Genomic DNA, 22,383 nt, shown 5'->3' with positions numbered 1-22,383 from the left:
TCTCAGCCGAGCGAGATCGTCGTGTTGTCGATGAGGCGCGTCGAGCCGACGCGCGCGGCGACGAGCACGACCGCGTCGCCCGCGGCGTCGTCGCCGACGGGCAGGAACGTCTCGGGGTCGACGACGACGAGGTAGTCGAGGGTGACGTCGTCGTGGTCGCCGAACGCGGCGGCACCCTCGGCGAGCACCTCGGCGAGCCCGTCGCCGGCCGCCGCCTCGGCGGCGCGCAACGCCTCGGAGAGCGTGAGCGCGGCCTGGCGCTGCGACGCGTCGAGGTAGCGGTTGCGGCTCGAGAGCGCGAGCCCGTCGGCCTCGCGCACCGTCGGCACGACGTCGACCACCGCGGGCACGTCGAACTCACGCACCATGCGGCGAACGAGGAAGACCTGCTGCGCGTCCTTCTGGCCGAACTCGACGACGTCGGGTTGCACGATGTTCAGGAGCTTCGCCACGACCGTGAGCATGCCGTCGAAGTGCCCGGGACGCGACGCCCCCTCGTAGAGCGTGCCGATGTGCCCGGCGGCGATCGTCGTCTCGACCGCGCCGGCGGGGTACATCCCGTCGGCGGCTGGCGCGAACACGAACTCGACCCCGTGCTCGGCGAGCGCCGCGACATCGGCGTCGAGCGTGCGCGGGTAGCGGTCGAGGTCTTCGGAGGGCCCGAACTGCAACGGGTTCACGAAGATCGACACCACGACGACGTCGGCGAGTTCGCGGGCCCGGCGCACGAGGGCGAGGTGGCCGGCGTGCAGGGCGCCCATGGTCGGCACCAGTGCGACGGATGACCCGCTCGCACGCCGTTCGTCGAGCAGCCCGCGCAACTCGGCGATCGTCGACACCACACGCGTGCCTGCGGTGACCTCGGTCACGCGCCACCTCCCAGCGGCCGGTCGGGCCCGGCCCCGTCGATCGTACCCGCACCCTCGGGCAGGGGTCCGCTGTCGTGGCGTGCGAGCGCATTCTCGACGCTCGAGCGGACGAGCGACGCGAGCACCGCGCCGGGACGCGGCACGCCGATGCCGTCGAGCAGACCGCTCGCCTGGTCGACGATTGCGTCCGAGAAGGAGGTCGCCGTGTCGATCGCCTCGCCGTAGGCGGCGCGGTCGGCCTCGGCGACGACGAACGGCTCGCCGCCCATCTCGACGACGAGTGCCTGCCCGATCGGCAGCACCGGAGTCGGCGCCGTCACCGCGAACCAGGTACCCGGCAGGCGCGCGAGGTCGATGCTCGTGCCGGTGAAGCTCATCGCGGGGTGCACGGCGAGCGGGATCGCCCCTGCCGCGCGCGCCGGGTCGAGCACCGCAGTGCCGAAGCGCGCGGCCGTGTGCAACACGAGTTGGCCGGGCTGCCACGCGCCCGCCTCGGCGAGACCTTGCACGAGCGGTGCGAGCTCGTCTTCGGGCACGGCAAGCAGCACGAGCTCGCTGCGCTCGATGATCTCGGGGATCGGCAGCACCGGAACCGCGGGCAGCATCGCAGCAGCTCGTTCGCGGCTCGCGTCGGAGACCGCGGCGATGCCGGTGAGCGCGTGCCCCGCGCCCGCGAGCGCCGAGGCGAGCACGGCACCCACCCGCCCGGCACCGATCGTGCCGACGCCGAGCCGGCCGGCGCGCTCTGCGCTCATCGGACCGGCCCTTCGGGGGGTTCGTCGGTCGGGCGCTCTCGGTTCGGAGCCTCCGGGGCGGCCGGGGCGGTGTCGGCGGCGTGGCCGGCTTCGGCGGCGCCGGTCGTCTCGTCGGCGCGAGCGGCGACCCCCCAGTGGTGCGTCGTGTCGCTCGCGGCGCGCTCGACGGCTTCTTCGGAGAGCCGCTCGAAGAGTCGCATGGCCTCGCTGCGGTCGACGACGGGGAGCATGGCGTTGACCGGGCCGGTCACGGTGTGCAGCCGGATGCCGGCCAGGTCGAGGGCACGATCGACCGGGCCGACCGACACCGCGACCGACTGCATGCGAGCGAGCGGCACCAGGGTGAGGCTGCGCAGGAGCGCGCCGCTGCGGATGAGCGCGACGCCGGCCGCGGCCGCCCAGCCGATGCGGCGCCATGAGAACGGGCGAAGCCAGGCCGCGCGCCTCGGGGTGCTCGAGTATCCGCCGCCTTCGCCGCGGCCGGTGAGCCCGGCGCTGACGAACGGCGCGACCTCGGCCGCGGCATCGGGCAGCAGCAGCCCGAGCACCCGGTGCACGTCGGCCGCGGTGCCGACCGGGAGCACGAGGGTGCGCTGCGCCGCCTCGTTCGAGGCGCTCACCGACTGGCCGGCGACGTTGATGCGAACCGACCACCACCCGAACGGCCGCCAGAAGACCCACTGGGTGGCTTCGATGGCGTGGATGCGACCGGGCGGAATGGTCTGGTTACCGGTCGAGAGCAGCCCGTGGCCGATGCGGACCCCGTCGGGGGTGCCCGCGATCGAGTAGCGCAGCGACTTGGTGATGCGCGACCACATGTAGCTCACGAGACCGATCGCGGCGGGCACGAAACTGAACAGGACCCAGGGCTGGCCCGACGTGACCCCGACCACGATGATCGCCACGAGCACGATCGCCCAGATGGTCGACCCGCCGAGCAGCGTCGAGCCGATCACGCGGCCGAGCGGCAGGTGCACGACCGACTCGGGCGGCGCGAGGTCGGGGTCGAGCTCTGGTGCGAGGAACTCGTCGACGCGGTGCGTCACGAGCCCGCCGGCGCGAGCGGTGAGCGGCGCCCCTGCGGCTGCGGAACGGCTAGGTGCCGCCGGCAGCTCGGCGGGCTCGGCACGGTGGGTCGGGCCGGCCGACTGAGCGGGTTCGGTCGGCTGCGTCGACGGGTCGGCGGATGTCGCGCCGGGGGCATTCACCGCGGCAGCCTGTGTCGCCGCCCGCTCGGCGCGCGCACCCGACGCGAGCCGCAGCACGTCGGCGCGGAGGCCGTCGGCGAGCGCCGACCCGAGGTACGAGAGTTGCACGTTGGCCGACTGCCCGGCCACCGAAACCTCGAGCTTCGCGGTGCCGAAGAGGCGAGCGAACAACGGTCGGTTCACGTTGATGCCCTGGATGCGGTCGAGCCGTGCGCTGCGGTGCGAGCGGAACAGGATGCCGCTGCGCACCTCGACGGCCTCGGGCGTGACGCGGAACGTGTGCATGCGCCACGACAACCAGAACCCGACGATCACGGCGATGATCAGGACCACCAGGCCCAGGAGAGCCCACCCGACGAGGCCGTTCATCACGATCGCACCGACCGGGTCGTTCGCCCACTCGTCGCCGGACTGACCGCCATTGCCGCCGAAGCGCTCGGCATCTGGAGCGAACACCACGAGGAAGAGGTCGATGGCGCGCTCGCGCAGGTTCGCGATCACGAAGCCGAGCACTGCGATGAACACGAGTCCCCCGCGCAGCAGCGGGCTCGCCGGGTGCAGCCGATGCCACTCGCCGTCGGCGAGATTCGTGACCGCTGCCGGGCGGGCGGGTGCGCTCACAACCCCGCCCTACGGGTCTCGGCGAGCGCGACCAACTCGTCGCGCAGGCGGTCGGCCTCTTCCATGGGGAGGCCGGGGACGGTGACCGCGGTTGCGGCGGCGGCCGTCACGAACTTGAGGTCGGCGAGCCCGAGCGCTCGTGCGACGGGGCCGCGGGTGATGTCGACGAGCTGCATGCGCCCGTAGGGCACCGCGACCTGTCGCTGGAACATGATGCCGCGGCGGAACAGCAGGTCGTCTTCGCGCAGGCGGTACTGGATGGAACGCACGCGGCGCGGCTCGAGCGCGATGCCGATGATCGATGCCACGGCGATGGCGATCGCCGCCCACAGGGCCCACTGCTGCTGCCACAGGAAGAAGACGACGAGGGCCGCCCCGACGAAGACCACCATGCCGATGAGCGAGCCCACGACCTCGACGACCACGTACTTCGGCGAGACTCGCCGCCAGTCTGCGTCGATCTCATGCATGGGCGTGCTCTTCCTTCTCGGTTTCGGTGTCGTCGGGGGGAAGCGTGCAGCACCACTCGGCGACGAGGCCGCCGGCGAGCAGCACAGCCGCACCGATCGCCGTGGCGAGCGCCAGCCAGATCGTGTCCACCGGGGCCATGACGCTGCGGGTGATGAGGAACAGGGTGATGCCGAGGCCGACGCCCAGCACGAGGGCACCGCTCAGGCTGCACGCCTTGGCGAGCACGGCGATGCGCATCGCCCGGAACGGATCGAGGTGCTTCGTCGCCTTGCCCTTGACCGCCCGCCGGATCGGCCAGGCGAGCGCCACCACGATGACCGCCACGCCCACGAGCGTGATGGCGAGCGAGATCGGCGGCACGAGCGCCTTCGTGCCGGCGCTGACGATCGCGAGGTCGCCGAGGTAGCCGATGACGAGCCCGCCGAGGGTGAACGCGACGAGGGTCGAGAGGCGCGTGCGCTTCATCGTCGGACCACCTCATCGGTCGTCGCGGCACGGAGCTCGGCGACGGGCCCGCGGCCCGCGAGCACCGCGTCGGGGTCGACATCGAGCCAGGGTTGCAGCACGAACGCCCGCTGCCACGCACGCGGGTGCGGCAGCTCGAGCCGCTCGTCGACGAGCCGGCGCCCGCCGAAGTCGATGAGGTCGAGATCGAGGGTGCGGTCGCCCCACCGCTCGTCGCGGACGCGGCCGTGCTCGTGCTCGAACCCCTGCAGCAGGTCGAGCAGAGCGTGCGGATCGAGCGTCGTCTCGACGACGACGACGCCGTTGAGGTACGCGGGGGCGGTCGGGTCGACGCCCGTGGTCTTGATGGCCGCACTCTCGTACACGGGCGACACCGCCACGAGCTCGACCCCGTCGGAGCCCACGAGCTCACGGACGGCGGCCGCGATCGTGGCCTCACGATCGCCGAGGTTCGCGCCGAATGCGATCACGGCGCGGGTCATTGCCGGCCTCGCACGATCGTCACCGAGACATCCGAGAAAGGAACCGAGATCGGCGCCTGCGGCTTGTGCACCGTGACCTCGACCTCGTCGACCGCTGCCCAGCCCAGCGCGACGCCCGCGACCCGCTCGGCAACCGTCTCGATGAGGTCGACCGGATCTCGTTCGACCGCGGCGACGACGGCTTCGGCGAGCTCGCCGTAGTGCACGGTCGCGGCCAGGTCGTCGCCCGAGGCCGCCGCGGCGAGGTCGACCGCGACGGACACGTCGATCACGAACTCCTGCCCGGCGGCTCGCTCGAAGTCGAAGACACCGTGGTTGGCGTGCACGCGCAGGCCGGTGATGGTGATCCGGTCGCCCCGGCCACTTCTGCGCAGTTCAGCCACGTCGTCCACTCTGCCACGCCCCGAGGACGTCGAGCGCGCGGCGCGTGCCGCGCACATCGTGCACGCGCACCGCCCACGCCCCGGCCTGCGCGGAGAGCACGCTCACGACCGCCGTGGGCAGGTCGCGTTCGGTGACGGATGCCCCGTCGGGCAGCAGCGCGCCGAGGAATCGTTTGCGCGACGCGCCGACGAGCACGGGCAGACCCAGCTCGCCGAGCACGTCGAGCCGGCCGAGCAACTGCCAGTTCTGCTCGCCGCGCTTCGAGAAGCCGAGCCCGGGGTCGACGATGAGGCGATCGGGTGCAACGCCGGCGTCGACGAGCGAGTCGACGCGGGCCGCGAGCTCGTCGCGCACCTCGACGGCGACGTCGTCGTAGACCGAGAGCGCGTCCATGCGATCGGAGTGGCCGCGCCAGTGCATCGCCACGTACCGCGCTGCCGTGTCGGCGGCGACGCGACCCATCGCCTCGTCGGCGAGACCCGCCGACACGTCGTTGATGATCTCGGCGCCGGCTTCGACCGACGCCAGCGCGGTCGCCGCCCGCATGGTGTCGACACTGACGCGGATGCCGCGGCTCGCGAGTTCGCGCACGACCGGGATCACCCGGCGCAGCTCCTCGTCGGGTTCGACCCGAGCGGCCCCCGGGCGCGTGGACTCGCCGCCGACGTCGAGGATGTCGGCACCCTCTGCGACGAGTTCGAGGCCGTGCGCGATGGCGGCGTCGGCATCGAACCAGTGGCCCCCGTCGCTGAACGAGTCGGGAGTGACATTCACGACGCCCATCACGAGGGTCGCGGGTTGAGGAGCACCCGACGAAGGAGGTCGCGTCTCGAAACCAGGCCCCTGGACCGACTCGGTTTCGAGACCGCGCTGGCGCGCCTCCTCGACCCGCAATCGCTCGTCACGCACCGCGGCCGCCGATCAACGCCATGATCTCGGCACGGGCGGCGGGCTCGGCGAGGGCGCCGCGGCTCACGATCGTCACCGACGAGCTGCGCTCCTGACGCGGACCGCGGGTGGTCACGCACCGGTGCTGCGCGTCGAGCACGACGAGCACACCCCGGGGATCGAGCCCCGCGACGAGCGTGTCGGCGATCTCCTCGGCGAGACGCTCCTGCAGTTGCGGGCGCGCGGCGAGCGTGTCGATGACCGCGGGGATGCGGCCGAATCCGACGACCCTGTCGCCCGGCAGGTACGCGATGTGCGCAGTGCCGACGAAGGGCAGCAGGTGGTGCTCGCACACCGACCGGAAGGCGAGGTCGCGCAGCACCACGGCGTCGGAGGTGGTCGGCCCGCCCGCATCGGTCGTGCCGATGGGCACGGTCTCGGCGAGGTGCGTCAACGGGTCGACGTCGAGCCCGCCGAAGAACTCGGCGTAGGCCGCGGCGACCCGCTGCGGCGTGCGCTCGAGACCGGGCCGCTCGGGGTCTTCACCGATGGCGAGCAGGATCTCGCGCACGGCACGCTCGATGCGCTGCGCATCCACTCCTGCCATGGAACCCCTCTCGGGTCGACGGTTACGCGGTCGCGGGGCGCGGGTTCGAGCGGGGCGAACGGGCCGCGGCGGGCTCGTCGACCGGGGTCTGCCCGGAGTCGACGCCGCCGTCGACGGCGCCCTGGTCGATCGGCGCCTTCTCGGTGGGGAACGAGATCGGCGGGATGTCGCTGACCGGGCGCCTGTCGCTCGAGAGCCACTGCGGGCGCTCGGGCAGCTTCTTCACGTTCGCGAAGATCTCGGCGATCTGCTTGTGGTCGAGCGTCTCGTGCTCGAGCAGTTCGGCGGCCAGCCGGTCGAGGATCTCGCGGTTGTCGTTCAGCACCTGCCACGCCTCGTCGTGCGCCTGCTCGATGAGGGTGCGCACCTCGCCGTCGACCTTCTCGGCGATCTGCTCGGAGTAGTCGCGCTGGTGGCCCATGTCGCGGCCGAGGAAGACCTCGCCCTGCGACTGGCCGAGCTTGATCGCGCCGACGTTCGCGCTCATGCCGTACTCGGTGACCATCTTGCGCGCCGTGGACGTGGCCTTCTCGATGTCGTTCGAGGCACCGGTCGAGGGGTCGTGGAACACGATCTCTTCGGCGACGCGCCCGCCCATGGCGTAGGTGAGCTGGTCGAGCAGCTCGTTGCGGGTGATCGAGTACTTGTCTTCGAGCGGCATGACCATGGTGTAGCCGAGCGCGCGACCGCGCGGCAGGATCGTGATCTTCGTCACGGGGTCGGTGTAGTTCATCGCCGCGGCCGCGAGCGCGTGCCCGCCCTCGTGGTAGGCCGTGATGAGCTTCTCTTTGTCTTTCATGACGCGCGAGCGACGCTGCGGGCCTGCGATCACACGGTCGACGGCCTCGTCGAGGGCGCGGTTGTCGATGAGCTGCGCGTTCGAGCGTGCGGTGAGCAGCGCGGCCTCGTTGAGCACGTTCGCGAGGTCGGCGCCCGTGAAGCCGGGCGTCTTGCGCGCGAGCACCTCGAGGTCGACGCCCTTGGCGAGCGGCTTGCCCTTGGAGTGCACCTCGAGGATCTTCTGCCGGCCCTTGAGGTCGGGCGCGTCGACGCCGATCTGCCGGTCGAAGCGGCCCGGGCGCAGCAGCGCCGGGTCGAGGATGTCGGGGCGGTTGGTCGCCGCGATGAGGATGACGTTGGTCTTCGGGTCGAACCCGTCCATCTCGACGAGCAGCTGGTTCAGGGTCTGCTCGCGCTCATCATGCCCGCCGCCGAGGCCGGCGCCGCGGTGACGGCCGACGGCGTCGATCTCGTCGACGAAGATGATGGCCGGCGCGTTCTGCTTGGCCTGGTCGAAGAGGTCGCGAACACGGGATGCGCCGACACCGACGAACATCTCGACGAAGTCCGATCCCGAGATCGAGTAGAACGGCACCCCGGCCTCACCGGCGACCGCGCGAGCGAGCAGCGTCTTGCCGGTTCCGGGAGGGCCGTACAGCAGCACGCCCTTGGGGATGCGCGCCCCGACCGCCTGGAACTTCGCAGGCTCCTTCAGGAACTCCTTGATCTCGTGGAGCTCTTCGATGGCCTCCTCGGCGCCGGCGACGTCGTCGAAGGTGACCTTGGGGCTCTCTTTCGTGACGAGCTTCGCCTTCGACTTGCCGAACTGCATGACGCGGTTGCCGCCGCCCTGCATGCCCGAGAGCATGATCCAGAAGAAGAGGCCGATGAGCACGAGCGGCAGCAGGATGCCGAGCATCGAGAGGAACCAGTTGGGCTGCGGGACTTCGTCGTTGAAGCCGTCGGCCGGGTTGGCCTGGTCGATCGCGTTCACGACGTCGGTGCCGCGCGGGGTGACGTAGTAGAACTGCACCTGCGTGCCGAGGTCGCCCTCGGCCTCGCTCAGCGTGAGGTCGACGCGATTCTCGCCGTCGACGATCTTCGCGGCCGAGACCTTGCCGTCGTTCAGGAGCTCGAGGCCCTCCTGGGTGGAGACCTCACGGAAGCCCGACGCGGTGATGAGGCTCGAACCGATCCACACGGCGACGATGGCGAGCAGGATGTAGATGATCGGCCCGCGCAGGATCTTCTTCATGTTCATGGTGCTGCAAGGCTACCCCGGCCTGACTGTGCGTCAGCTTCCTGTTCGCTGAGGGCGCTCTCGTCGGTCGAGTAGGCGCGCAGCGCCGTATCGAGACCTGTCGGGTCTCGATACGCTCCGCTACTCGACCGGCGGTTACGAGTAGACGTGCGGCGCCAGGATCGCGATGTCGCGCAGGTTGCGGTAGCGCTCGGCGTAGTCGAGGCCGTAGCCGACGACGAACCGGTTGGGGATGTCGAAGCCGAGGTACTTCACGTCGACCTCGACCTTGGCGGCGTCGGGCTTGCGCAGCAGGGCGCAGATCTCGATCGACTCGGCACCCCGGGACTCGAGGTTGCCGAGCAGCCAGTGCAGCGTGAGCCCCGAGTCGATGATGTCCTCGACGATGAGCACATGGCGACCGGTGAGGTCGGTGTCGAGGTCCTTCACGATGCGCACGACACCGCTCGACTGAGTGCCCGCGCCGTACGACGAGACCGCCATCCAGTCCATGTTGACGTGCGGGCGCAACTCGCGCGCGAGGTCGGCCATCACCATGACGGCACCCTTCAGCACGCCCACGAGCAGCAGGTCCTCACCCTCGTAATCGGCCTCGATGCGGCGGGCCAGCTCGGCGAGCTTCGCCTGGATCTCGGCTTCGGTGACGAGCACCTCGGTGAGGTCGGCCTCGATCTCGCGCGCGTCCATGCCTGCTCCCTGTCGTACGTCGAACGGATGCGACGAGCCTACTTGCCGCGCTTCGGCGCGCGATACGCGCGAGCGCCACGCAGCCAGAAGGTCGTGACGAGGATGAGCGGCAGCTGTGTCACCGCGTACAGCACGTGGAAGGCGTAGTGGGACACGGTCTGCGCCGGCTCGAACGGCAGGAACGGCAGCGGCAGCACGCTGAGGATGCCGCCGATGAGCGAGATCCACCCCCACGCGAGCAGCAGCCGCGCCGCCGTGCGGCGAGCCGGGAGCAGGAACCAGAGGCCCGTGAGCACGACGTACACCAGCGCGGGGAAGAGGGTCTCGGGACTGAAGACAGTGGAGCCGGGCAGGTCGGCGAGGTTGTGCACGACGAGGCCGAGGCATCCGATCACGCCGGATGCCACGATCGCGAAGTCCCACGTGCGCGGCTGGGGCGCTTCCATGGCCGCGACGATGGCACACCGATGCGGCGGGCGCAAGCAATCGAGCGGGATGCGGCCGGGGCGGCCGGGCGGCTCAGCCGGCGGAGAACACGAGCAGGCCGCGCTCGCGCCGGGCGCGCACGCCGTCGGGCAGGTCGATGGGGCCCTGTCCGTGCCAGTCGGTGACGAGCCTGGCGACCTCGAGGGTCTGCGCCCGGGTGAGCGAGACGCCGAACTCGCTCGCGACGACATGGCGGATGATGCGCTGTCGCAGCGCCGCCGGGTTCGCCGCGAGGGCGCGGGCGGACACCGCGATGCCGGCCTCGGCGGGCTCGCAGATCTCCTCGATGAACTCGTCGATCTGCTCGGCGAACGCGGACTCGTCTTCGCGCAACTGGGCAGCCGTGCGCACGAGCGCGTCGGCGATGCCCGGGCCGAGCTCGGCCTCGAGCATGGGCAGCACACGCTCGCGCACGCGGACGCGCGCGTAGGAGGGATCGGTGTTGTGCGGGTCGTCCCAGGGCTCGAGGCCCGCGTCGCGGCACGCGTGCCGGGTGGTGGCTCGCCGCACCGCGAGCAACGGGCGCGCATACCGGCCCGAGCGGGCGGGCATGCCTGCGAGGCTGGCGGTGCCAGAACCCCGCGCGAGCCCGAGCAGCACGGTCTCGGCCTGGTCGTCGAGGGTGTGGCCGAGCAGCACGACCGTCGCGCCCGTCTCGTCGGCGACGGCGTCGAGCGCGGCGTAGCGCGCAGTGCGAGCGGATGCCTCGGGCCCGCCCTCGCCCGACACCTCGACCGCCCGCACCACGACGGGATCGAGCCCGAGCTCGCGAGCCTGTCGCGCGGCGCGCGCCGCGACATCCGCCGAACCCGACTGCAACCCGTGGTCGACGATCACCGCACCCGCGCGCCAGCCGGCCCGCGGCGCTTCGAACGCGGTCGCCGCGGCAAGCGCGAGCGAGTCGGCGCCGCCCGAGAGCGCCACGAGCACGAGCGGCGCGGTCTGCGGGTCGAGGAGCGCGGAGCGCGTCTCGAAACGGTCGTCACCGGGTCCCGAGACAGCGCCTGTGTCGCTTCCTCGACCCGCAGCAGGGAGCACGTCGCGAACTGCGCGACGCACGTCGGCGATCGGCGGCGTCAGGCGCGGGCGTCGTGGGGTCGCGGCATCCGCGGACTCGTCGGAAGGCATCAAGTAACCTTATTCCGCGCGCCGCGGGCGCCGAAGCTTCCAGACTGAGGAGAACCACATGGGCGAGTACGCCGCCGTCATCGAGATCCCGAAGGGGAGCCGCAACAAGTACGAGGTCGACCACGAGACCGGCCGGGTGTTCCTCGACCGCGTGCTCTACACGAACTTCGTCTACCCGACCGACTACGGCTTCTTCGAGAACACGCTCGGCGACGACGGCGACCCGCTCGACGTGCTCGTGCTCACCCAGTACCCCCTGTTCCCGGGCGTGGGCGTGAAGGTGCGCCCGGTGGGCGTGTTCCACATGACCGACGACGGCGGCGGCGACGCCAAGGTCATCGCCGTCCCCGCCGGCGACCCCCGCTGGGACGCCATCCAGGACGTGAACGACATCCCCGAGTTCACGCGTAAGGAGATCGAGCACTTCTTCGAGCACTACAAGGACCTCGAGCCCGGCAAGTGGGTCAAGACCGAGGGCTGGGCGAACGCGGCCGAGGCCGAGGGCCTCATCACCAAGGCGATCGAGGCGTACCCCGGTCACTGACCGACCCTGATTTCACGAGCGAGCGGATGCCCCGGGGCATCCGTTCGTTTCGTCTGTGCAGGTCAGCCGGCGGGGCGGGCGGCCGCCGACGGCGAGCCCCAGATGAAGTACTCCCGCACGGGAACGCCCTCACGCGGGGCTTCGAGGATGCGACCGCCGCCGAGGTAGATCGCGACGTGGTAGTAGTCGCCGCCCGATCCCCAGAAGAGCAGGTCGCCGCGCTGGATGCTGCCGAGTGAGACCGCCTTGCCACGCCCGGCGAGGGTGTAGTACTGGTTCGTCGCCGAGTGCGTGCCGATGCCGATGCCGGCCGACGCGTATGCCGCCCTGGTGAGGCCAGAGCAGTCCCACACGTTCGGGCCCGCGCCGCCGAGACGATAGCGCTCGCCGAGCTGCTGCCGCGCGAACCAGATGGCGGTCTCGACCGCGCTCGAATTCGGCGGTCCGGGGCGTGCTGCGGGGGGCGCGGGGGCGGGCGGCGGCGCTGCGGGCGTTCCGCCGCCACCCGAATTCGGCGGGCTCGCAGCCTCGGCGGCGGCCTCGGCGCGAGCCCGCTCCTCCGCGAGCTCCTGCTCCTGTGCGCGGCGCAGCGCCTCTTCGGCCGCCTCACGGGCGAGACCCTCGGCGCGAGTGCGCTCGAGGTCGGCGGTGGTGTCCTTGAGCGCGGCGAGCTGGGCGTAGAGCTCGGTCGAGCGCACCTCGGCGTCGGCGACCGCCGAGAGTGCGGCATCCGCTGCCGATCGCGCATCGTCGGCCCGTTGCTCGGCGACGCCCGCGAGCCGTTCGCGCTGCTCGGCGGCCTCGGCGGCCTGCTCGCGCAGCGCATCGGCCGCGTTCCGGTCGGCGAGCGCCTGCTCGTAGACGCCCTGCGACTGCTCGCCGAGCTTCGTCGCCATGCCGAGCTGGCGGAGCAGCCCGTCGGCGGCCGCGGCGTCGCCGCTGCCGAACATGAGCTCCGAGCTGAGGTCGTGGCCCGCCGTGCGCGCCAGGTGGGCGGCCAGCAGGCCGGCTCGCATCTTCGAGATCTCGGCGACCGCGTCGGCCTCGTCGGCCTGCGCGCCGAGCGTGCGCTCGCGCTCGGCCGCCTGGTCGCGGGCGTCGATCGCCTGCCGCCACTTCTCGTCGGCCATCTGCGAGGCCTGCACCGCGGTATCGGCCGACCGCTGCAGGCCCGCGAGCAGCTCGCCGAGGCGGCCGATCTCGGCCTGTTTCGTGGCCTCGTTCTGCTTGGCCTGCTCGATGTCGCTCCACGACGGGTAGTCGGGTTCGGCGGCGGCCGGCGGGCCGACGAGCCCGACCGACGCGGTGACGGCGCCCACGGCCACGGTGGAGAACACCGTGACGGGCTTCACCCGCGAGATCGGCCGGGTGCGGTGCTCAGCCAAGGTAGACCCCGCGTGCGGCCATGAACGGCACGGGGTTGATGCGGCTCCAGCCGTCGTACACCTCGAAGTGCAGGTGGCACCCCGTCGACGCGCCGGTCGTGCCGCTCGCGGCGATCTGCTGGCCGGCGCTCACCCACTGGCCGTAGCCGACGAACAGCCCGCCCGGGCGGATGTGCGCGTACCCGGTCGAGACGCCGCCGCCGTGGTCGATCTTGATGAAGTTGCCATAGCTGCCCGACCAGCCCGCGTAGGTCACGGTGCCGCTGTTCGCGGCGTAGATCGGGGCGTCGCATCCCGTGGCGAGGTCGGTGGCGTAGTGGAAGCTGTTCGAGCAGTACCCGCCGCCGCAGATGACCTGTCGCGGGCCGTAGCTGCCCGAGATCCAGCCGTACGCCGGCTTCGACCAGCCCGAGCCCGCCACCACTCCGGGCGAGCCGTTCTTGATCGCCTCCTGGCGGCGGCGCTCCTCCTCCTTGCGGCGGCGCTCCTCCTCGGCCTTGCGGATGCGCTCGCCCTCCTGGTAGGCCGCGGCGGTCTTCGCCTCGGCGTCCTTCAGGAACTTCAGCTGCTCATCGAGTTCGATCTTCTTCGCCTCGGACTCGGCGAGCGCCGCCTCGGCGGCGGCCTGCGCTGCCTGCGCCACGGCGAGTGCCTCTTCGGCGGCGACGCGCAGCTTCTCGCGCTCGCCACGGGCCACCTCGGCCTGGTCGCTCAGCGCCTGCGCCGAGTTGCCCTTCTCCTGCGCGGCCTCATAGATGCCGCTCGTGCGCTCGACCATCTTGCTCATGTTGCCGAGCTTCGAGAGCAGCACGTCGGTGGAGCTGGAGTCGCCCGCGTCGAGGAACAGGTTCACCCCGAGGTCGCTGCCGCCGGCGCGGTAGAGCTGTGCGGCCACCTGCCCGGCGTTGCGTTCGGCCTCGGCGGCCTCGGCGGCGGATGCATCGGCCTCGGCCTGGATCGTCGCCGCCCGCTGCACCGCGTCGTCGTACTTCTGCTGCGCGACGAAGAGCTCCTCGGTGCGGCGCTCGGCCTCGGCGCGGGTCGCCTCGACGTTGGCCGCGAGTTCGGCGATGAGGGCCGTGATCTGCGTCACCGCGGCCGCGCCCGCGGCGGTGTCGCGCTTGGCCGCCTGCACCTCTTCCCACGTGGGATAGTCGGCCGCGAAGGCGGGCTGCGGGGCGACCACGATCTGCCCCGTCAGGGCGATGGCGAGGACCGCGAAGCCGGCGACCATTCGACGCACGAACCGTGCGCGCTCACCCGGCCGCGAAGGGCTCGTTCGGCCGCGGATGGTCGGCGTGCTGACTGCGGTGCGGTCCATGGTTCCCCGTCCACGCGGGCGGTTCGACCCCCCGCTCCTCACTCTCGCTCGGGCATTCGCAGCCTTCACGATAGGTGCGCCGTGCATAGATTCCGGGCATTGTCGAGGGCGTGTGGCGGATGCTCCGGGGTGGGTGCCGGGGCATCCTCTCGGCTCGTTTTGCCAACTCGGGGATTCTTACGTATGCTTGGCTGTCGGCGGTCCTGCCCCAGGCAAGACCTCCGGCCCCATCGTTTAGTGGCCTAGGACACCGCCCTTTCACGGCGGCAGCACGGGTTCGAATCCCGTTGGGGTCACTGCACGACATACAATTGAACAGCCCGGTGTTGCGAAACACCACGAGGCCCTGTAGCGCAGTTGGTTAGCGTGCCGCCCTGTCACGGCGGAGGTCGCGGGTTCAAGTCCCGTCAGGGTCGCTCAGGCGACAAGCCCTTTCCCTTACGAGAGAAGGGGCTTTTCTCCTATTCGAGGCGATTTCGCCCCGAGGCTCTGTAGCTCAGTTGGTAGAGCGTTCGACTGAAAATCGAAAGGTCACCGGATCGATGCCGGTCGGAGCCACAGTCAAAACCCCCGGTTTACCGGGGGTTTTTTCGTGTCAGCGGGTCATTCCGCGAGGAGGCCGGTGAGGCTGTGCCATTAATGTGCCATTAAGAGTTCGCCTGGTTCGGCGTTGTGCCATTTCTGGTTCTGGATGGGCTGACTTGGCATCACCCTTGGCTGTCCTTTCGTCGGCTCGCTTGAGCGCATCGTTCAGCGCTGCACCAGCCCGGAGCGCAACGCCTTCCCGAGCGCGTGAGTAGCGCTCGGTGACCTGCAGGCTCGAGTGACCGAGGGTCGCCTGCACGTCGGGGGCGGTCGCGCCGGCATCGAACAGGATCGTCGCGAATGTGTGCCGCAGATCGTGGATGCGCAGGTCGGGCCGGCCGATCGCCTCGCGCAGCTCCTCCCAGTTCACCGCGCGGCGGGCATTGTGATACGTGAGGCGGCCTCCGTCGGGTCCGTCGAACAGCAGGTCGCTCCCCCGCTTGCCGCGCGCAGCGGCTTCGGCGTAGGGACGCAGCGCGTCGATCAGCGGGACATCCCGTGACTTGTGGCTCTTCGGCGATTGCTCGATGAGCTCGCCGCGCATGCCCGGGCTCAGCGACCGGCTGACGCGGATGACGCCGCGCCCGAAGTCGACGTCGCCGACGCGCAGCGCGGTCGCCTCACCGGCGCGCATGCCCGTATAGACGAGCGCAGCGAAGTAGCGGCGGTAGACGCCGTCGGGAATGAGCCCGAGCAGCGTGCTGATCTGCTCGAGCGTGAGCGCCCGCGACACCGGCGAGATCGACTCGCGCATGCTCGGCCGCTTCACCTCGCGAGCCGGGTTGTAGTCGATGAACCGCGAGCGGCGGGCACCGTCGAGGAGGCGCGAGAGCACCGCGAGCGCGTCGTTCTTAGCGGATGCCCCACCCGACCACGCGACCATCGCCGACTCGATCATGGGCGAGGTGATCTCGTCGAGCCGGTGCCGGCCGAGACTCGGCTTCACGCGGAGCCGCCAGGCCACGCCGTAGCTGCGGGCCGTCGCCGGGCGGATGGAGGACTCGATCGCGGGCCAGTACTTGTCGTACCACCGGTCGAGCGTCATCGACCCGTTCGGGTTGCGACCGGCGACCATCCTCGCGAGCTCGCGCTTCGCCTCGGCGAGGGTAAGGAAGGTGCGGGAGCGCTCGGCGGCACCGCCCTCGACGCTCGGGCCGACGACGCGGATCTGGTATCGCTGGCGGTCGGCGCGCCAACGGATGCCCTCAGGCAGCGGCCGACCCGTGCGCGGATCGACCCGCGACGGAGTGTCCTTCGTCGGCCGCCCGGCCATCAGTGTTCCGTTCCACCCCGCGCGAGCAGCTCGTCGATCGTGTCGGCGCTCCAGAGCAGGTGCTTGCCCATGCGTGCGTCGGGCTCGGGAATCAGCCCGTCGTGGCGCAGCTTGTCGAAGCTCGAGACCGGGATGCGACACCGCTCGGCCGCCTCGACCCGACTCAGATACTCGACCCTCCACGCGGTGTCGGCCATGACGCTCCCCCTCGACTCATCGGCCGCCGGCAGGATCTCGTGCATGCCGACCCACGCGCGGCTACTTGCAAGTACCTGAGATTATCATCAGTCGCGGGTTTCGGCAAGTATCTGAGTTGTGTGACTAGACTCGACGCATGCCCGGCACCCCGCGCCACCCAGGCGATCAGTCGCACGACGACCTCCTGCACCACGACGACCTCCCCGAGGGCTGGTACCTGCACGTCGGCTTCCCGGGCGACCGCGCCGACGACCCGTCGCGCGAGATCGACGAGCTGCTCGGCTACAACCGATGGCTCATGATGGAGCACGAGCAGTACCGCGTTGCCGAGTCCGACCAGAACGAGACGATCGACGGCCGCTGGCGATACATCGAACACACTGCGACGCGCACACGCGTCATTATCCGCCTGCAGCGCCAGACGTTCGCCGTACCGGAGGAGGTGCGCATCACCGGCGTCATCTACCTTCCCTGGCGAGCCGGCGACCCGATCACGAGCCAACTCCTCCGCGAGCTGCCGACCGCCCGCATCGAGGCCGCGATCAACAAGCGCCTCTTCGCGATGAAGCGCACCGAAACGATCACCGGCGGCAAGATCGTGCTGCCCTCAGGCCACAAGATCAGCGAGCGCGACCTGCTCAACCCGATCGGCGACCCGAAGAAGACGCCCGACTTCTACGAGCTAGTCGCCCTGCAGCACGGCCACCTCTCCCGGAAAGGCGACAAGAACCCGAGCGCGACGATGGCGGAGATCAACGGAGTCGCGCTCTCGACTGCCCAGGGATGGGTCACGAAGGCCCGCGAGCGCGGGCTGCTGCCGCCCGGCCGGCGTGGCCGAGCTGGATAACATCACGAGGAGACGTGAGCTGATGTCCCACCGCTTCGGCAATGATTCGGAAGCGATCGACAGCACACCGACTGCCCAGCGCCTGCCTTAGGTGTCAAGGTGCAGCGAGAGGTACGACACATGACTAACGGCATCCGAGCGGACATTGAACCGGTCGCGCTAACTCCAGGGCAACCATTCAGTGTCCGAATCGTTGGAGCGGCTCGATGGGCGGGCCAGGTGGTGCAGGTCGTGATCGATGGTGCGGACGACACGGAGATCATGTGGCTTTCAACGCTCTCCGTCGCGCTCGACGGCACGGGGTGCGGCACCGCGACGCATCCCGGCATCGAAGTCGCGCGAGAAACTGTGCTGTGGGTGACCGCAATCGGGCCGGAAGGGCAGGTCGAACGTATCGAGACCGTAGCCCTTTCCATCGTCGGCTCCGTGGACCCAGTCGGGCGAGACGATATTGTGGCTCGCCATGTCGAGATCACCAGCGAGAGGGAGTCCCGGTATCGGCAGCCGATGGGACTACAGGCTGAAGGGCTCGCACGTCACCGAGTTGTGTACATCGTTGAGAACCTTCTCGTCACCCGAACGCTTCACTTTCAGCACGGATCTGTACACGCGCTAGATCTGACACTTCATGAGTCCGACCTGCGGGCCGCCGTCAACCACGCTCTGGAGATGCTCGGCTGGCCATCGCGAGTTGACGACGAAGGTTGGGAAACCAGCATGAGACGGAACGACTTCGCCGTGATCGAGTTCCCCGAAGTATGGGCATCGGATTGGGCCGACGCGGAGCGCAGTTCACTTGCCGACGCTGAACGCTACATGAGCGCAATTGCCTTTCTACGGCACGCAGCCCCGCGCCTAGTGATGATCGTGATTGAGCGCGAGGGGCCACCCATCAGCTCGAAGATGCGAGCATTCCGGATGCCGTACCGAGGTAACCTCGTCGGCGGACCGATTGCCGGCGAGAATCAAGTCGATTTCCTAGCCACGGCCGAAGCGCTAAATACAGATCCCAAGGCTGCACTCTACGTCAGCTTGTATCTTGACGCACAACGCGACGGTAACCCGGATTCGCGCTACTTCAAGCTTTGGAGCGTACTCGAGACGATTGCCATCAACCGCATCGAACCCGGGCAAGCCGTCCAACTCCCCGACGGGACGCCGTGGCCGGACGGCGCGACAACGGCTCAGGCGGCACCTCGAGTGTTCGAATTCGTCCGCCAGTCCACACCTCCGCAACGAGATTGGCCAGACGGAGGACTGTACCCGTTTATTCGAGCCGCTTACGGGCGGCGGACGGCCACTGCGCATTACGGGCGATTTCTTCCCGACAACCCTGATCAGCTGGCCAAGCCCTGGTACGAGTGGGCTGTCCGAACCATCACTGACCGACCCGGATCCCCTGATTTTCTGTGGGAGCTGGAGCATCTCGTACATGACGTCGTCGCGACAGAGATTCGACGAGTTTCCCCTTTGTGAGCGGACTCCGTCTGGTCGTTCGTGCGCGAGAGTTGTGATGCGATTCGTCGCGTCCGACTTCGCGGTCATCCGGGCAGGCTGTCGCCAAAGGGCGACGTGTCCGCCCCACGTTGCACCTCGGCCCAATCTTGCTCAACCCGACAATTGCTGGCTCGCCACGGGCGGCGCGTTTCAATGGACTCAACTGTGCCGCCCGGTTGAATAGACGAAGAACTGCTCGACTTGGGAAGCGCGACAGTCGAGGCTGACGTATAGGAGGCTCACCCGTGCCCGAGAGTCAACATCGCTACCTCTATGAGCGCCTCGGAGATCACGACTTCCAGCAGTTGGTCAGCGCAGTGCTCGCGCACCAGTTTCCCGACTACGTGCCAATGGCACTGCGACAGGCGGATGGGGGCCGAGACGGCCTGCGCACGACTGATATCTCCAACGTGTTGGTGTACCAGGTCAAGTGGTCGGTCAACGGGAAAGAAAAGAATCCGGTCAGCTGGCTCGACCAAGTCGTCCGCAACGAGGAGTCAAATTTGCGGCGGCTGGCCGCCCAGGGCGTCCGCAGCTACGTCCTGGTCACCAATGTCGGCAGTACCGGCAGACCGGGAACCGGGACGTTCGACCGACTGAACGCGAAACTTGAGAAGTACGCGAAGGAATTCGGCTACGACCAAATGGTCTGTGTCTGGCGCGAAGCGCTGAACCCGTGGGTCGACAACGCTCCGACTGAGACAAAGTGGGCCTACGCCGACATGCTCGCCGGCTGGGACCTGATTCGATATCTCGTTGCCGAGCATGTCGGCTCGGGACAGGACACGGCACACCGCGACCTCATCCGCAAAGTGGCTGCGGCCCAATGGGAGGAGGACAAGCGGGTCAAGTTCAGCCAGTCAGATGTCGACCGCGAGAGGGTGGTGGACCTATTCGTTGATGTCGGCGCCGATCGCGTTCAAGTGGCAGGCAGAGAGCATCTGCAGGCACAAGGACCAAGGAGTCTCGGAGGCGCAGCTGCGTATCTGCTACGCACTTCGGCACCGTTTACGCTAGTCCGCGGCGCTCCCGGTCAGGGAAAATCCACACTCAGTCAGTACATCTGCCAGGCCCATCGAAGGTCATTCATTCCTGAGGGCGAACAGCCCTCCTCCTTGCATGAGCTCAGTAAGCCTCGCTTCCCACTGCGGATGGACCTGAGCGACTACGCGCTCTGGCTCGGTGGGTCGGACATTTGGGATCACGCTGGCAAAGATCAACAACCTAGGTCCAAGGCTCGAAGAGGTGACCTAGCCACGATCGAGTGCTTCCTCGCGGATCTGATGACGCACGAAAGCGGCGGCATCCCTGTGAGCGCGAAGACCGTGCAGGACATCTTCCAGCGAGTCCCTAGCTTGGTCGTCCTCGACGGGCTCGACGAGGTCGGTAGCCCAGCGCTTCGCAGCAGGATCGTCAAGGAGATCGAGAAGTTCGTCAGCAGAGGGAAGGCCTACCCTGACTCGCCGAAGGTTGTCGTCACAACGCGCCCCAGCGCCGGTGAACTTTCCGAGCCGTCTACTGACCTATTCGAGATCGTCACGCTCAACCAGCTCACCGTTGAACAGCGCGATGCGTACCTGCATAAGTGGTGCTCCGTGCGAGGGATCAGAGGCAAAGAAGGCCGCACCTTGCGAAAGAGCGTCAAGGAGAAAAGCCGGGAGCCGTACATCAACGAACTCGCTGGCAACCCGATGCAGCTGACGATCCTCCTCGACCTGCTTCATCAGCAGGGGGCAGCGACGCCCGCCCAACGGACTGATCTCTACGACAAGTACGTCGAGCTTCTCTTGGCCCGCGAAGCGAACAAGAACCCCAAGACGGTTCGCGAAAACAAGGAAGAACTGCTCGAGATCATCCCCTTTCTTGGCTGGTACCTCCATGCTCATAGCGAAGAGGCGCAGATCAACGGCCGCATGAGCGTCGATGAACACAAAGAAGCTATGCGCCACTTCCAACGCACCTACGGCAACCGCGAATCGGTCGTGGATCAGCTCTTCGAGGGAGCGAGTGATCGCCTCTGGGCGCTAACTAGCAAGCTCGACGGAACCTACGAATTCGAGGTCCTCTCGCTGCGGGAGTATTTCGCCGCCAGGTTTCTCTACAGGAATGCAGGCGAGGACAACAGCGTCTTCGACAGCACGATCGTCCTGCGTGAACTGCTGCGCCGCCCGTACTGGCTGAACACCGCGAGGTTCTACGGCGGCAACGCGAAAGGCAATGGCATCTACACACTGACGGCCGGGATCGAGGAGGAACTAGCGAGCAATCATTCGCCAACATCCTTTCTTGCGGCATGGGCATTACTCACCGACGGGGTGTTCCAGCGGCGCCCCCGGGAGGCGCGAAAGGTCCTCGCCGCCCTCTGCTCCGACACCGGGATTGCGATCCTGTTGGCCGCACTCGACCGTCGCGACATCGTCCCCTTGCCCGAGTTGCCGAACCTCCCTTCGGAAGACGGTGAGGACCCAACGTGGACGCGACTCACCGCTCAAATCAACCAGGATCCCGCCGACCCCGAGAATGCCCTGCGAGTACGCGCACTCCGTGAACTTCTGAGTCAACGAAGAGAGTTCGCAGAATGGTGGCGCGTACGGCTTCCCGAAGCGATCGGCACTCCTCGGCAGAATCCTTGGCTGGCGATTGGGGCTGAGTGCGAGGCCGGGGCCGGATCCATGGCACCTTTCGAGAACCTCGACCTTGCTGAAGGGGCGGCTGAGCTCTTCTTGAACGCTGGGCTAATACCCCCTCCCAAAAGTGCACTCGAAACCGCGGTCCTTCAAGCTGTCCTGGATGGCGAGTGCCCTCGTGTGACGTCTACGCGTTCGATGCCAGCACAGGTGGCCGTCGCGCTGTCACCTGGCGAATTCCTGACGAACTCGAAGACAGGGTTTGTTTCGGGTGACGAAGATGCAAAGCGACGTCGAAGCGAAGCGATCAACCAACTTCGCAGGTCAAGTTCGCCGTACGAGAATGTCGCGAAGCGACGCGCCTTCAAGGTTGGTCAAAAGGGCAGCACGTTTCCGTGGGATGATGCCGCCACCGCCCTCCAGGCGCATGCGGGGCGGTGTTGGCTCGCTTCCGAGATCGCCATCATCGGCGCGGCGTCGCCATACCCACTTGCATATACAAAGAAGTCGGGGGCGACACCATTCGGTGCCTTGAGCCACCCGTCGGAACTTCTCGCCCAGGCCCGTGGAAACAGTGGCAATGCGGATTGGTGGAGAGAGCAACTCGGCACCTTGTCGGATGACCTTGACAAGGCGCTCTGGGTTCTTGCATTGTGGTGCACGGCTACGGGGGAGGTTGTTTCCGACCTGCTCCCTTTGATCCAGACCAGCCACGAGCAGCTATCTGAGCGTCGTCGTCGCACCGTCTTGCGGGCTGGCGAACAGATTGCCAGATATGGCTGGCTACAGAACCGTCAGGTCACCGCGACAGCCAGCGTCGCCGACTGGGCTCGCCTCAACCAGCTTCGCGTTCCAAGGCACGTGACAGCTGCTCACCACGCTTCTGCATTCGCAGTCGGCGACGGCTCGTCAGCGCTCCCTTCGTTGCTAAGTGTCGCCCGATCCGCGAGGTGGCTCAAAGTTGACGCGAAACCGACTTATCGGTGAGGCAGCCCCTGAGTATGAACTCAATTC

At 68.6% G+C, this 22,383-nt stretch carries 21 protein-coding genes and 3 tRNA genes; 7 read left to right on the top strand and 17 right to left on the bottom strand.

The genetic code is table 11. The features are described 5' to 3' along the window. Nucleotides 1–2: 2 nt before the first annotated feature. From panC to tilS, 13 genes are all read right to left on the bottom strand, one after another. Nucleotides 3–869 carry a pantoate--beta-alanine ligase gene (gene panC, locus LQ757_RS04720; RefSeq protein WP_231046030.1) on the bottom strand — a complete coding sequence of 289 codons (867 nt, stop codon included), beginning with the start codon at nucleotides 867–869 and terminating at the stop codon, nucleotides 3–5. Then, nucleotides 866–1,624, bottom strand: coding sequence for a Rossmann-like and DUF2520 domain-containing protein (locus tag LQ757_RS04715; RefSeq protein WP_231046029.1), 759 nt, complete (start codon nucleotides 1,622–1,624; stop codon nucleotides 866–868). Before LQ757_RS04715 ends, panC begins: the two co-directional genes overlap by 4 nt. Continuing rightward, nucleotides 1,621–3,453, bottom strand: a complete 1,833-nt coding sequence (locus LQ757_RS04710) for a PH domain-containing protein (protein ID WP_231046028.1) — start codon at nucleotides 3,451–3,453, stop codon at nucleotides 1,621–1,623. Before LQ757_RS04710 ends, LQ757_RS04715 begins: the two co-directional genes overlap by 4 nt. After that, entirely contained in the window at nucleotides 3,450–3,923 is a 474-nt protein-coding gene (locus LQ757_RS04705) for a PH domain-containing protein (protein ID WP_231046027.1), read from the bottom strand. Before LQ757_RS04705 ends, LQ757_RS04710 begins: the two co-directional genes overlap by 4 nt. Further along, nucleotides 3,916–4,389, bottom strand: a complete 474-nt coding sequence (locus tag LQ757_RS04700; protein ID WP_231046026.1) for a DUF3180 domain-containing protein — start codon at nucleotides 4,387–4,389, stop codon at nucleotides 3,916–3,918. Before LQ757_RS04700 ends, LQ757_RS04705 begins: the two co-directional genes overlap by 8 nt. After that, on the bottom strand, nucleotides 4,386–4,871 hold the full coding sequence (folK, locus tag LQ757_RS04695) for a 2-amino-4-hydroxy-6-hydroxymethyldihydropteridine diphosphokinase (protein ID WP_231046025.1): 486 nt from the start codon (nucleotides 4,869–4,871) through the stop codon (nucleotides 4,386–4,388). The genes LQ757_RS04700 and folK overlap by 4 nt, the downstream gene beginning before the upstream one ends. After that, entirely contained in the window at nucleotides 4,868–5,254 is a 387-nt protein-coding gene (folB, locus tag LQ757_RS04690) for a dihydroneopterin aldolase (protein WP_231046024.1), read from the bottom strand. Before folB ends, folK begins: the two co-directional genes overlap by 4 nt. Then, nucleotides 5,247–6,038: a dihydropteroate synthase gene (gene folP, locus LQ757_RS04685; RefSeq protein ID WP_231046318.1), complete on the bottom strand. Its 792-nt coding sequence runs from the start codon at nucleotides 6,036–6,038 to the stop codon at nucleotides 5,247–5,249. Before folP ends, folB begins: the two co-directional genes overlap by 8 nt. A gap of 118 nt (nucleotides 6,039–6,156) precedes the next feature. Then, entirely contained in the window at nucleotides 6,157–6,750 is a 594-nt protein-coding gene (folE, locus tag LQ757_RS04680) for a GTP cyclohydrolase I (RefSeq protein ID WP_231046023.1), read from the bottom strand. Nucleotides 6,751–6,772: 22 nt separating this feature from the next. Further along, the gene (gene ftsH, locus LQ757_RS04675) at nucleotides 6,773–8,791 is read right to left on the bottom strand and encodes an ATP-dependent zinc metalloprotease FtsH (RefSeq protein WP_231046022.1); all 2,019 of its coding nucleotides are present in this window, start codon (nucleotides 8,789–8,791) and stop codon (nucleotides 6,773–6,775) included. Between the two features lie 135 nt (nucleotides 8,792–8,926). Continuing rightward, nucleotides 8,927–9,478, bottom strand: a complete 552-nt coding sequence (gene hpt / locus LQ757_RS04670) for a hypoxanthine phosphoribosyltransferase (RefSeq protein WP_231046021.1) — start codon at nucleotides 9,476–9,478, stop codon at nucleotides 8,927–8,929. A gap of 38 nt (nucleotides 9,479–9,516) precedes the next feature. Next, complete coding sequence (locus tag LQ757_RS04665; protein ID WP_231046020.1) at nucleotides 9,517–9,924, bottom strand: hypothetical protein; 408 nt, start codon at nucleotides 9,922–9,924, stop codon at nucleotides 9,517–9,519. A gap of 73 nt (nucleotides 9,925–9,997) precedes the next feature. Beyond that, nucleotides 9,998–11,092, bottom strand: coding sequence for a tRNA lysidine(34) synthetase TilS (gene tilS / locus LQ757_RS04660; RefSeq protein ID WP_231046019.1), 1,095 nt, complete (start codon nucleotides 11,090–11,092; stop codon nucleotides 9,998–10,000). Between the two features lie 58 nt (nucleotides 11,093–11,150). Here tilS and ppa point away from each other — a divergent pair, with 58 nt between their 5' ends. Continuing rightward, nucleotides 11,151–11,636, top strand: a complete 486-nt coding sequence (ppa, locus tag LQ757_RS04655) for an inorganic diphosphatase (protein WP_231046018.1) — start codon at nucleotides 11,151–11,153, stop codon at nucleotides 11,634–11,636. Nucleotides 11,637–11,698: 62 nt separating this feature from the next. Here the strand turns inward: ppa and LQ757_RS04650 are convergent, their stop codons facing one another. Both LQ757_RS04650 and LQ757_RS04645 read right to left on the bottom strand, forming a co-directional pair. Then, nucleotides 11,699–13,021, bottom strand: coding sequence for a C40 family peptidase (locus LQ757_RS04650; protein ID WP_231046017.1), 1,323 nt, complete (start codon nucleotides 13,019–13,021; stop codon nucleotides 11,699–11,701). Then, entirely contained in the window at nucleotides 13,014–14,342 is a 1,329-nt protein-coding gene (locus LQ757_RS04645; RefSeq protein ID WP_231046016.1) for a M23 family metallopeptidase, read from the bottom strand. The genes LQ757_RS04650 and LQ757_RS04645 overlap by 8 nt, the downstream gene beginning before the upstream one ends. 223 nt (nucleotides 14,343–14,565) lie before the next feature. On the opposite strand from LQ757_RS04645, the gene LQ757_RS04640 reads away from it, so the two are divergent. The 3 genes from LQ757_RS04640 (at nucleotide 14,566) to LQ757_RS04630 (ending at nucleotide 14,900) form a co-directional block, all read left to right on the top strand. Further along, nucleotides 14,566–14,638, top strand: a tRNA-Glu gene (locus LQ757_RS04640). Nucleotides 14,639–14,684: 46 nt separating this feature from the next. After that, a tRNA-Asp gene (locus tag LQ757_RS04635) sits at nucleotides 14,685–14,758 on the top strand. A gap of 69 nt (nucleotides 14,759–14,827) precedes the next feature. Continuing rightward, nucleotides 14,828–14,900, top strand: a tRNA-Phe gene (locus tag LQ757_RS04630). 37 nt (nucleotides 14,901–14,937) lie between these two features. Here the strand turns inward: LQ757_RS04630 and LQ757_RS04625 are convergent. Then, nucleotides 14,938–16,200, bottom strand: a complete 1,263-nt coding sequence (locus tag LQ757_RS04625; protein WP_231046015.1) for a tyrosine-type recombinase/integrase — start codon at nucleotides 16,198–16,200, stop codon at nucleotides 14,938–14,940. Continuing rightward, a complete protein-coding gene (locus tag LQ757_RS04620) occupies nucleotides 16,200–16,397 on the bottom strand; it encodes an XRE family transcriptional regulator (protein ID WP_127794348.1) in 198 nt (65 codons plus the stop codon). Before LQ757_RS04620 ends, LQ757_RS04625 begins: the two co-directional genes overlap by 1 nt. Nucleotides 16,398–16,534: 137 nt before the next feature. On the opposite strand from LQ757_RS04620, the gene LQ757_RS04615 reads away from it, so the two are divergent. From LQ757_RS04615 to LQ757_RS04605, 3 genes are all read left to right on the top strand, one after another. Continuing rightward, nucleotides 16,535–17,245, top strand: coding sequence for a hypothetical protein (locus tag LQ757_RS04615; protein ID WP_231046014.1), 711 nt, complete (start codon nucleotides 16,535–16,537; stop codon nucleotides 17,243–17,245). 219 nt (nucleotides 17,246–17,464) lie between these two features. After that, nucleotides 17,465–18,721, top strand: a complete 1,257-nt coding sequence (locus LQ757_RS04610) for a hypothetical protein (RefSeq protein ID WP_231046013.1) — start codon at nucleotides 17,465–17,467, stop codon at nucleotides 18,719–18,721. Between the two features lie 266 nt (nucleotides 18,722–18,987). Beyond that, a complete protein-coding gene (locus LQ757_RS04605) occupies nucleotides 18,988–22,356 on the top strand; it encodes an NACHT domain-containing protein (protein WP_231046012.1) in 3,369 nt (1,122 codons plus the stop codon). Nucleotides 22,357–22,383 lie beyond the last annotated feature (27 nt).

The organism is Agromyces cavernae, from assembly GCF_021044935.1.
Classification (GTDB): Bacteria; Actinomycetota; Actinomycetes; order Actinomycetales; family Microbacteriaceae; genus Agromyces; species Agromyces cavernae.
Note: the sequence above shows the minus strand (reverse complement) of the source record. Positions and strands in the feature narration are given on the sequence as shown.